Here is an 11,491-nt window from a genome sequence, read left to right as displayed (position 1 = left end):
GCATGGTAATATGCTGCCAGCCGCTGAGGAACAGGTAACGTACCGGCGGCCGCGTAATGATCTGTATGGCCTGCACCCCGTCCGGATAATTACCGGGCGCCAGCCGGTAATGCAGCGCCAGCCCGCCTTTTTGCTGATCCCAGTACCAGGCGCCGTCTGCCGCCTGTTGCAGTAAGGGCAGGCTGGAAGGGTCCTGTTCATTATTCATATTTATTTGCCCTGCCAGGCGGCTGTAATACAGCTCCGGTACGTTCCAGGTATTACCAGGAGGCTGGTCCCAGGGTTTTACCGGCATAATATGATCCCGGCCCGTACTGTAGATACCCCGCTGCCAGCACCAGTGGGTATAATAACCTTTTACAGGCGCCCCCGTATTGCGGAAGTTCTTTACCAGCCCTAACAAAGCCGGCCTGCGTTTTTCCAGGCAACGGGCCATGCACAGCTGCTGCCTTTTCACCGACTGTACAATCTCGCGATTATGCGCATACCAGGTGAATATGGCCATGGGCATTACTCCCAGGCACAATGCCAGCAACAATACAAACCAGCTGTAATGCATAAGCGATACCGGTAACTGCGGCGCAGCAGCAACTTCATTGGGCGGTGGCCAGCCCCACATTACGGCCAGTATCAGCAGCAGCACCCCCTGGAATAGCCAGTAGGCAACCGCTCCCCCGCTTTGCCCAATGGCCAGCACCCAGTATACAAACACACTGTAGCCCAGCATCAGGAACAGGTAAGCAGCTATTTTCCAGGAATGGTCCCGGCGCCCGGGTTGTGTACAGGAATGATAAGCATATAGCAGTATAAGGATGTTTAATGGCGAGATAAGACCCAGCGCAAAGGTTACATAATCATCAAACCATTTCCCGAACACACCGCAGGTAAGCAACACCCCTAAATAGATCACCAGGAACCATAAACCTTTGCGGTAAATGGCATCATCGGCCTCCCGGGGAATGATCCAGGTGAAACGCGCCGCCAGCGGATCGCGGTACAGCAGCGAACGTTTGGAAAACCCGTGATGCAGCAGCAGCCAGCTGCACACCAGCAGAAAAGTAAAGAACGTGCACACCAGGGAAAACAGCAGTATGCGCAGGTTAACCGGCGTTATATAACCATTATTATAGAACGTAAGCAGGTAAAAGGAACGGCCTGCCACCGGGTGCATAACCAGGCGTTGCGACAGCGGGTGTATATATAAGGAGTGGGTTTTGCCATAACAGTGCACATTGTTCAAAGTAGTATCCTGCCGGCTGTTAATGGCATCGCGCAAAGGCCCTGCATCAGCGGCTTCGTCAAAAAAGTTCTCTTTCAGGTTGCGGTCGGCTTCTGAATGAATGTACACCTTGCCCTTGTTATCAATGATACAAAAGCCATAACCCGGTGGCACTACTGTATTTAACAGGGAGTACATGCGGGCTGAAAAAGCTACCAGCGCCATGGAATCTATACGGCTGCTTTCTACCAGGTTAATTACAAAATCGCCCCCGGACCAGCTATACACAGGGTCCAACAGGGAAATGCCGGTATCTGTTCCATTGCCGGGCTGCTGCGCAAAAAAGCGGTAATAGTCCCTTTCCTTTACGCTGATGAGGTACAGGCTGGATGTATCCGGCAGCTGCACGCGAAAACGCTGCATGCCCGTTCTGCTCACCCAGTTAATGCGCTCAAAATTATAATAAGGCTGTCCGGATGGTGGCGTGAGTGGAATTGCGTAGCGGGACTTTTTACTTCTTACCTGTACTGCCAGGGTGTGTTTTTTTTGTATACTATCGCCCTGCAGCACACGCAGAAAAGCAGCATCCAGGAAGCGCATCTGCTGCCGGATCTGCTGCACCTCTCCCGTCAGGCTCTGCTCAATCTGGCCGGAGAGGGTTCTTAATCCCGTATTAGCCATCATATATCCCCTGGCCAGCAGCAATATCTGTATCACGATCATGGTAATCACCGTAACCCCGCCAAAGATGGCCAGCGCCAGGTTTGCCAGGTCGCTGAACTTTACCTGCTCATAGGGCCCCATCAGGTATATTTTCAAAAAAGGCAGGCTAATGATGATCAGCAGCAGCACAATAATAAGCGGGTACACCAGGTACACTGGTATGCTGCCCAGGCGCTGGCGGTAGTCGGTGTTCTTTATTAAGCCGCCCAGCACCAGGCGCTCCTGCCCCATCATAAACGGAAAGCAGAACAGCTTGTAGGAAATGCCCTGTATGCTGATATCTATGATCTGAGAAAAGGTAGTGCCACGGTAACGCTTCAGCAAACTATCCGGCTGCACCTGGTTATCCAGTCCCAGGCGCTCATCATAATACACCATGGTGCCCGGGCCATGATCCAGCTTTAGCAGCAGGTAAGAGGTGAACAGCTCATTCCGGTAACCAATAATGGGTTGTATCAGTTTTTCTACCGGTAGCACCAGCTTTATGGCAGCCTGGTTTTTAGGGATGATATGATATTCCAGCAGGTTGCCTTTAATATAAGTGCCGGCCCGCGTGGTATCCGTGTTCCGGCTAAAGCTGGCTTTTACCTGTTCCGGTAAGGCCTCCAGCGCCTTTTTCATGGCAGCGGTATCCTCCCGGGTCCTGGCATCGCGGAACTCGCCGTTCACCAGGTTGTTGTAAAGTTTCAGCAGGTCGCTGTTACGGGCTTTGATGTTCGCGGAAATACCGCTCAATACCTGGAAGCCGTACTGGTGCAGCCGCTGCCGGTTGCCCGGAATGTAATAGAAATAGTAGGTGGCAAAGGCGGTACCCAGCACAAATAATATAACGATCACAATAAAGGTATTGCGCCGCTGGGGTAACAGCGATTTTAACGGGGCGGCCATATGTGACAGAATTTTTTGGGGTTATGAATGTCCTTGGCTACGCTCTAAAAGTTGATATATCTGGTATAAAGATATGATTTTTTGTTGAGAGGGGTGGCTTGTATGTACTATTCAAAAAAAGCCAGGTAGCGCTTATCCTCAGGGTTCGCAGTCCTTTTCTCATTGAATATCTTTGAAGCTTCACTAAGGGTTTGCCTGTTTGCGCTGCTGTAGCTGTCAGGTTCACAATTGCCATCATCTTCCCATTTGCACACCCGGCAGATCTCATACTCACCTTTTGTTTTAAGCGTTTTAAACGCACAGCAGGGGCATTTATACAGCTTTTCCTCTAAACCCTCCATCTGGACTGTGATGCCGGTTAGATCAAATATTTCCTGTGAAAGAAAATCATCTCTTACTCCAATGTTAATTTCATTATAGTAGGCTAAGACTTTTTCATTGTAGGCTGCAGAAGCAGCGTTACTTTCATCAAAATCTCATATCCAATAGCACATTTTCCCGCTCTTCATCTGTTAGCTTTATTAAATAATGAAGAGATAGTAGTGTTAATGCTTCTTTCCTAGTTAATACTATCATTCGCCTTAGAAGTTCCCTTTAGTGATTATGTTATGACTTCGCTACATTCTCTTTCATTTTTCTCAATCGTTCAGTCCAGAAACCATGCGGTAATAACGTATCCCTCCCGGACTGCACAAGCTTCAGTTTAGCTTCTCCATTATAAAAGGGATGGGAGAAAAGAATAGCGATCATTTTTAATTGTACACGGGGTTTGTCAGCAAAAAAAGTGATCATACTCTCCAGCTCTGCAGGCTGCCGGAGCATATAAAAAATATACAGGTCTATAAAAAATTCTGCCAGGTACTTCTTTTTGGGGAATATCCTGGAAGGCCGGTCAAAATAGCGCTCCATCGCATCATTTTTAGCAGGTCCATAATACACCGATGCCTGTAATTTTGCATCATCATCCCAGCTCTTTACAATATACTGGTCTATATTTTCTTCCAGCAACCGGAAGAATTTTTTCTGATCATGCTGGTAAAGATCAAAGAAAATATGAGGTTCAGAGAAAATTTTCGTCAGCATATCAGACCCATTACCCTCTGCAGCAAAAACGGCCTGCTTAGCAGGCTGCAATATGGTTTGCAGCAGCGCTAATGCAATATCACCGCTTATTTTGGTAAATCCATTTAAGGCAACGGGATGGGTTTTATTGATAATCACATCAAAAAGTGAATGGACCTGTTCATACAAGCCGATCGTTTCTTCCTTATAAAAAGGAACACCATTCCTGAATGAAAAAGACGTTATAAAATCTTCACCGCAAGGATGAAAAAATAAAAAGAACCGGAACAGATCTTCACGATCGTTCACATTCTGTTCTGCGGTAATCAGCTCATTCCGGAACATCATATTTTTGAAGCAAAAGAGCTTCAGCCGCCGGTTAATAACAGACGGCTTTTTGCTATACTTCAATACATCCAGTAATATTTCAGCTAAGAAAAGAAGATCATTAAAAGAATCATCCTGGGAAAATCCTGCTACTTCATCATATAGTTCAGCAGATATAAAATCATCTATAGCAATATCCGGAGCATCTTTAAAATAATAGGCGAAGCTCCCTTTTTGTTTCCTGTTAATTAACAGGCCATCACTGGTTGACAGTTCTTCCCGGGTACCGGTTGCTCTCTTATCCCTGTAAAACAACAGTTCTTTGATATTAGGTTCCATTAACAGCTTTTTTTACTTACACTTTATTGTCTGCTTTTTAACCCATTTCCCCTTCTCTTTCTTAAACACTTCTATCTTCTGGATCTTTTCATTAAACCCTTCCATTCTATCTACACCTATACCAAATGCACCTCTTTCATTGCTCTTCGTCAGTATTTTATCCGTATGCTTGCTTTCACCACCTACCATCTCTTCATAATCCAGCGTATTGGTTTTTAAGAAATCATTTACGCTATCATCTGTATGGAATACTACTTTATAATCCGATTTCTTGGCCGTATCATAGGTTTCTCCTACAGATACCCACTTAGCTCCTCTTGAATTATTTGGCCCTCTCACCAACCCCTTATTATCTACCGTCAGATCCTTTTCTGCCTGGCTCATTGTACGGATCACTTCCTGTACAAATCCAAATACATCTATAAAAACGTTCGGATCGGTTACATAATTATAGAAAGACCATCCACCGGATAACCCCACCGGATCCTGGCTTATATACATCCCTTCATCCGGACTGTAATACCGGAACCGGTTATAATACAAACCGGTTTCAACATCCTCATACTGCCCGGGATACCGGAAAGGCACTAACGTACGGTCACCTGCTAACTTACGCACCTTACCGTAAATATCCAATTCGCAGCTCCATACCTGCTGGCCTGTTTCGTCGTACGCTTCACAAGGCGTGCCCAGGTGATCGGTGATAATTGAATACTGTTTTCCCTGTATCAATTTGGCAGCCGGAATAAAAGTACCTGCTTCAAACACCCAGGTGGCCAGCGTTTCAGCCGGTACCGGTTCAGGATGGCTTTGCTGAACATCCCCCAGCTCATCAATGGTAATAACCGGTTTATCTTTTACAGGATAGCTCCACTCATGCAAAGGCACATTACCATCCCATACAAAGCGGGTAAGCTGTCCGTTAAATTGCTTTTCAATACGGCGGCCCAGTGGATCATAACAGAACGTTGCGGTCTTCCCATCAGGACGTACTGCTTTTTTCAGCATGCCGTTCCCATACCATTCGTATTCCCAGGCTGCTCCAATAGAGGTATTGACCAACTTTTTAACCAGGTTGCCTTCCTCATCATAGATAAACCTTGCATCGGGGGTTTCCAGCAGCTTTCCACCAGGCCCATATTTACGGTCTTTACGTTCGGGTGTTGTATATAAATTGCCCACCTTATCCGGCAGCCGGTAATCAAAGGCGCCATCTTCATACTGCGCCCAGGCCAGGTTACCTATATCATCATGACCGAATTTAACAGTACCGTTGCTGATCCCGTTAATGATCTGTTTCAGGCGCTGATTGGCATCCCAACGGTAGTGCTTACGCCGGGTGTTGCGTTCATTTGCATTAACAGTGTGGCTTTCCGGCATACCGGATTTATCATACGTCCAGCTGCTTTTAACGCCACCGGGTAAAGTACGTTCTATCTCCAGCCCCAACAGGTTATGCTCAAGATGTGCGGCCCAGGGTGTATCCATGCCGGCGGCCTGTGCGTGTATATCAGTAATTTCTCCGGTAGTACTGTACTGTAGCTGTATTTGCGCACCCAGGCTGCTTTTTACCTTGCTGCGCTGCCCGCGTTTGTCATAAACGCTGTTTACGGTATACCCATTTTGCCATTCCTGTATTATCCGGCCTTTTATATCCCGTTGAAATTTAACAGTGCCATATTCATTCACTGCTTCCGCCAGCTGTCCGCCACGGTCATAGCTATACGTTTGCCAGCTCCCGTCGCTGTATTCAGCGCGGGTAAGCCGCCCGTTAAGATCATATTCAAACTCCGTCCAGCGCTTGCCGGGGCGTTGCACTTTAACGATCTTCCCCGCAGGGTCCCGTTCATAGCGGCGCACCAGGCCATCAAAGGCCGTTTCCTGTATAATGTCTCCACGGTTGTTCCGGGAAAAACGATACATTTCACCATGTTCGTTAACTAATCCGGTTAACTGTTCTTCCTTATTGTAAACAAAATGGATCTTGTTCCCGTTCTCCTCCCGCATTTTCAAACTACCTAACGGGGTATAGTCAAAGCGAACATTACGCTGTTTATCTGTAAGCTGCAGCACTTCATCATAAGCATTGTATCGCAGCCGGATATTGTTACCATCCGGCAGGCTTACATCTGTAGCGCGCCCAAGGGCATCATAATGGAAATGCTGCTCCTGGTGTAAAGGGTTGCGCGATCTTGTGCAATGCCCCCAGGCATCATACTCCCAGCTGGAAACACTCCCATTGGGCAGTGTTAAAGTTTGCAGGTTACCGTCTTTATCATAGGTCATCAGCGTTTTACGCTCGTGTTCATCCTCTATCCTGCTTACCAGATTCTCCCCATTATACCTGAAGATCGTAATCGCTCCATCTGCTTCCGTGATCGTATGCAGCAAACCCTTATGCTCCTCCTTCTTATAATAAATATACGTCCGTCCTGCGCCCTGCGGGTCTGTAGCCAATACCAGCCGGTCTTCCGCATCATAGTTAAACGTATATGTGCTGCCATCGGGTTGTATCATCCCTGTACGGTTCCCTCTTTCATCATACGTATACCCGGTAACGTTAGCTTCTTCATCTATTTCCCGGTAGATCTCAAAATCTTCCGTGTATTCAAAGAACTGGGAATTACCCAGCGGATCCTTGATCTGTGTAACCACAAAATCCGGGGTGTAGTAATAAGTAGTGGAGTGGCCTAAAGCATTGGTGATAATATTATATCCCTTCTCCGGGAAGTATTCCAGCCAGCCTTCCAGCAAACCGCCATCGCCCCAGGTATGCACGCAGCGGGCTTTTGCGCCGGCGCGTTCATACTCCCAGTAAAAGCTTTGACCATTCCGGTCGGTTTTGGCTGTCATTAAATGATTGCGGTACTGGATGCGGGTGGTTTGGTTCAGCGCGTCCGTGATCTCTGAGAGGTCGCCGGCTTCATTGTAAGCATAATGGATCATAACCTGCTCAGCACCGCGATGTTTGGCTGTTACGCTGGTCATGCGGCCTTCGGGATCATTGCTTACGTGCAGGTGACGGCCGGCGCTGTCTATTACCTGCACCAGCTGGCCTTTATGGTTGTGGTGAAAGCTGATCATAAAACCAGCCTCACTGCGAATAGCATACAAACGGTATTGTTCATCCAATGGATGCAGCTTACGGAAGCTGTAGTGCAAACGTTCCGTATGATCAAACATCTCATATTCCTCGATATCAGTACGGGTAAGCGTTAGCTTCTCATGACGGTTATACTCACGGTTACCCACATACGGTAATTGATCAAACACGGCGCTGCGGCCATCGCCCAGCAATACAACCGTGGCATCTTCAGCAGCAAATTCCTGTACACGCAGGTCATAGCTAAAATGCGTGCCATGGCCTAATACACCGGCATACCCGCTGTCGCTGTTCCAGGAGCGGCCCCATTTCAGGGGAATAGGGCCAGGCAGCTCAAAATCAACCCCATCATAAATCACAATGCCCTGCACAAGGTCTACCGGTTCAAAACCTTTTTTACACAGTGCCTTGCTCAGCTTATTGCTGCCTATTTTTCCTTTCAACGCATGGTTAAACTTAGTGAGCGCCTTTTTACCCACTTTGCCCAGGCCTTTCATAAGCGCGCCAAAGCCAAAGCTCATTACCAGGTTCAGTAAAGCGCCCGCCCAATCCGGCACATAGGGCCCGCCTACCATTACCGGTTTGCCGAAAGACAATGGGATGGAGAACGAGGTAGGCAGGTACATGCTGGGAATGGGCTTCATTTTCTTTCCCGGCTGCAGGGATAAGGGTATGCCAATATCGTTACAGGTCATCAGCATATGGCCGGAAGGGCTAAAGAGATTGCCTTCCACTTTAGTGGTCTTACTGCCAAAAAAGTTCACCGAATCGTGGCCTATCATGGGCGACAGCAGAAAAGGTCCGCCCATGGGAATATGAAACAGGATAATGAAAATACCGCTGGTATCGCTTTTACCGCGGGGCACATGATTTACTTTGGTAGTAGCGCCAATAAAAGGAATATAATCCATGGGATCTACTACAAATCCAATATAAGGATGTGGAAGGGGTATGGGAAAACCAAACAATATAACGATATGGATATCCAACCCTATAACTGGCGTAAAATGCTTGTTGCTTACGAGCATGTCTTCGGCTTGTAGGTTAACGGTACGGGGTAAAAGGAACTAATGACTACAGTACACAAATATAGCAAAACGCCACAACCAATTGCTTGATTGTGGCGTTGCAAATAATATTACAGCTTGTTTTTTTAGCTAATCTTTTCTACCTGCATGAAATTCAGCTCAACAGGGGTAGCACGGCCGAAGATCTTCACTGTTACTTTCAGCTTCTTCTTGTCTTCTATCACTTCTTCGATCATACCGTTAAAGTCGTTGAACGGACCATCAATGATCTTAATGGTTTCGCCAACAATGAAAGGCTCGCTCATGGTAATACCCTGGTCGCTCATTTCATCTACTTTACCCAGCATTTTATTCACTTCTGCCTTGCGCAGCGCAATAGGATGTTCTTTTCCTAAAAAGTGTATCACACCGGATACATTACGTATAGACTGGATCACCTCATCGGTCATTTTACCATCTATCGCTTCGATCATCACGTAACCGGGGTAAAAATTCTTTTCGCGCATCACTTTCTTCCCTGCCTGTACTTTGTACACTTTCTCCACCGGAAGAAAAACCTGGGTAATTACGTTGCCCCAGTCGGAACGGCGCACCTCAATATCCAGGTACTCTTTCACTTTCTTTTCCTTGCCGCTAACAACACGTAGTACATACCACTTTGTTTCCTGGGTGGGTGCGGTATTGGTATTGGATGCATCCATTGTTAAAATAATTTATAGTATTGAGTTAGCACTACGTTGGAAAGTGCATCCATACCCCATACCATCAGGGTGATGATAATCGTAGCTACCAGCACGATCATAGTAGAGGATTGCAGCTCTTGCCAGGTAGGCCAGGACACCTTATGTACTAATTCATGATAAGATTCCTGGAAATATGTTCTGATCTTGTTCATGGTATAAAGTTAACCGTTATGGGTTATTGTAATGGTGAAAAGTGAACGGTAAAAAGTGAAGGTTTTTTATTAGTACCATTCACCCCTTACTATTCACTCTTACACTTTCTTTTTAGCACGGGCAACAGGATTCGAACCCGTATCAACGGTTTTGGAGACCGCTATTCTACCATTGAACTATGCCCGTAAGAAGCCGTAAGTTGCAAATTGTTAGAAATGTAAGTTAATTTATTATTATGTAATTACAAACTAACTCCTAACGACTTGCAACTTACGACTATATTAGAATTAGATGCTTATTTGATGATTTCAGTCACCTGACCAGCACCTACGGTACGGCCACCTTCGCGGATAGCGAATTTCAGACCTTTATCCATAGCGATGGGCTGGATCAGTTTAACGGTCAGAGACACGTTATCACCAGGCATAACCATTTCAACACCAGCAGGTAATTCAACTTCACCGGTTACGTCAGTAGTACGGAAGTAGAACTGAGGACGGTATTTGTTGAAGAACGGAGTGTGACGGCCACCTTCATCTTTGCTCAGTACGTAAACTTCGCATTTGAATTCAGTGTGCGGAGTGATGGAACCGGGTTTGCAAATAACCATACCACGACGGATCTGGGTCTTTTCAATACCACGCAGCAGCAGACCAGCGTTATCGCCAGCTTCGCCTTCGTCCAGTATTTTCTTAAACATTTCCACACCAGTACAGGTAGAGGTCATTTTTTCTTCCTGCAGACCTACGATCTCAACGTTCTCACCCACTTTGATACGACCGCGCTCGATACGACCGGTAGCAACGGTACCACGACCTGTGATAGAGAACACGTCTTCTACAGACATCAGGAACGGCTGATCAACCGGACGAGGAGGCAGCGGAATGTAAGCATCCACAGCTTCCATCAGTTCGTCGATCGCACCTACCCATTTAGCATCGCCAGCCAGTGCGCCGGTTGCAGAACCTTTAATGATAGGAGCGTTATCACCGTCAAAGCCGTTTTTAGACAGCAGTTCGCGGATTTCGATCTCTACCAGTTCCAGCAGTTCCGGATCATCTACCAGGTCAACTTTGTTCATGAAAACAACAATACGAGGTACACCTACCTGCTTAGCCAGCAGGATGTGCTCCCTTGTTTGCGGCATCGGACCATCTGTAGCGGCAACCACCAGTATCGCACCGTCCATCTGCGCAGCACCTGTGATCATGTTCTTCACATAGTCAGCGTGGCCCGGACAGTCAACGTGAGCATAGTGACGGTTAGCTGTCTGATACTCAACGTGTGCTGTATTGATGGTAATACCTCTTTCTTTTTCTTCAGGAGCCGCATCGATCTCGTCATAACCTTTCTTCTCTGCCAGACCCTTGTTTGCCAAAATGGTTGTAATGGCAGCAGTTAAGGTAGTTTTACCGTGGTCCACGTGGCCGATGGTACCAATGTTTACGTGGGGTTTATCCCGCTTAAAGGTTTCTTTTGCCATTTTATTTTCTTTTTAGATGGTTTGTAAAGATTGTATTAATAGTTGTTAAAAACTGTTTTACAAACTTGCGCAGTTGATGAGAATTGAACTCATGTCTTTTTCCGGAGTGGTTGAGTGACCCGGAACTTGCTCTGCCACTGAGCTACAACGCTTAGTTATAAAAACTTTGATCAGCAGGCCGTAAGGAATTACTGAAACAATGTTGGAGTGGTTGATGAAGAATTGAACTTACGATTTTCCGGTTCTCACCGAATGCGCGCAGATCGCAAATTAAACCCTGTTTCAAAGATGCCCGGATTAGGGAGAAAAACCAATCCCTGATACAAGGCAACTCTGTTTTATCAAAGACTCTTGAGCTGTTGATGAGAATTGAACTCACGACCTCTTCCTTACCAAGGAAGTGCTCTACCCCTGAGCTACAAC

The 11,491-nt window shown here is 46.7% G+C and carries 7 protein-coding genes and 3 tRNA genes; all 10 read right to left on the bottom strand.

The window, feature by feature from the left end:
• Positions 1 to 2,830 (bottom strand): hypothetical protein (locus VIM87_RS16650; RefSeq protein WP_331998082.1); only part of this gene is annotated, 2,830 nt, incomplete at its 3' end.
• Positions 2,831 to 2,937: 107 nt separating this feature from the next.
• Positions 2,938 to 3,171 (bottom strand): CPCC family cysteine-rich protein, encoded by a 234-nt coding sequence (locus VIM87_RS16645; protein WP_331998081.1) that lies wholly within the window; start codon positions 3,169 to 3,171, stop codon positions 2,938 to 2,940.
• Positions 3,172 to 3,436: 265 nt separating this feature from the next.
• Positions 3,437 to 4,558 carry a hypothetical protein gene (locus tag VIM87_RS16640; protein WP_331998080.1) on the bottom strand — a complete coding sequence of 374 codons (1,122 nt, stop codon included), beginning with the start codon at positions 4,556 to 4,558 and terminating at the stop codon, positions 3,437 to 3,439.
• A 12-nt stretch (positions 4,559 to 4,570) separates the two neighbouring features.
• Positions 4,571 to 8,689 carry a DUF6531 domain-containing protein gene (locus tag VIM87_RS16635; RefSeq protein ID WP_331998079.1) on the bottom strand — a complete coding sequence of 1,373 codons (4,119 nt, stop codon included), beginning with the start codon at positions 8,687 to 8,689 and terminating at the stop codon, positions 4,571 to 4,573.
• 125 nt (positions 8,690 to 8,814) lie between these two features.
• Entirely contained in the window at positions 8,815 to 9,390 is a 576-nt protein-coding gene (nusG, locus tag VIM87_RS16630) for a transcription termination/antitermination protein NusG (RefSeq protein WP_089920803.1), read from the bottom strand.
• Positions 9,391 to 9,392: 2 nt separating this feature from the next.
• Positions 9,393 to 9,584 carry a preprotein translocase subunit SecE gene (gene secE, locus VIM87_RS16625; RefSeq protein WP_331998078.1) on the bottom strand — a complete coding sequence of 64 codons (192 nt, stop codon included), beginning with the start codon at positions 9,582 to 9,584 and terminating at the stop codon, positions 9,393 to 9,395.
• A gap of 116 nt (positions 9,585 to 9,700) precedes the next feature.
• A tRNA-Trp gene (locus VIM87_RS16620) sits at positions 9,701 to 9,771 on the bottom strand.
• 109 nt (positions 9,772 to 9,880) lie between these two features.
• Positions 9,881 to 11,068, bottom strand: a complete 1,188-nt coding sequence (tuf, locus tag VIM87_RS16615; protein ID WP_331998077.1) for an elongation factor Tu — start codon at positions 11,066 to 11,068, stop codon at positions 9,881 to 9,883.
• Between the two features lie 68 nt (positions 11,069 to 11,136).
• Positions 11,137 to 11,219 (bottom strand) — tRNA-Leu (locus VIM87_RS16610).
• Positions 11,220 to 11,425: 206 nt separating this feature from the next.
• Positions 11,426 to 11,491, bottom strand: a tRNA-Thr gene (locus VIM87_RS16605).

Origin of the sequence: Chitinophaga sp., from assembly GCF_036569125.1 — a bacterium.
In the GTDB taxonomy this organism is placed as follows: Bacteria; Bacteroidota; Bacteroidia; order Chitinophagales; family Chitinophagaceae; genus Chitinophaga.
Note: the sequence above shows the minus strand (reverse complement) of the source record. Positions and strands in the feature narration are given on the sequence as shown.

Bases quoted from the DNA above. Each gene is read 5' to 3' on its own strand.
- VIM87_RS16640 (WP_331998080.1), bottom strand. From the start codon at position 4,558: ATGGAACCTAATATCAAAGAACTGTTGTTTTACAGGGATAAGAGAGCA.
- VIM87_RS16645 (WP_331998081.1), bottom strand. From the start codon at position 3,171: ATGGAGGGTTTAGAGGAAAAGCTGTATAAATGCCCCTGCTGTGCGTTT.
- tuf (WP_331998077.1), bottom strand. From the start codon at position 11,068: ATGGCAAAAGAAACCTTTAAGCGGGATAAACCCCACGTAAACATTGGT.
- secE (WP_331998078.1), bottom strand. From the start codon at position 9,584: ATGAACAAGATCAGAACATATTTCCAGGAATCTTATCATGAATTAGTA.
- nusG (WP_089920803.1), bottom strand. From the start codon at position 9,390: ATGGATGCATCCAATACCAATACCGCACCCACCCAGGAAACAAAGTGG.
- VIM87_RS16635 (WP_331998079.1), bottom strand. From the start codon at position 8,689: ATGCTCGTAAGCAACAAGCATTTTACGCCAGTTATAGGGTTGGATATC.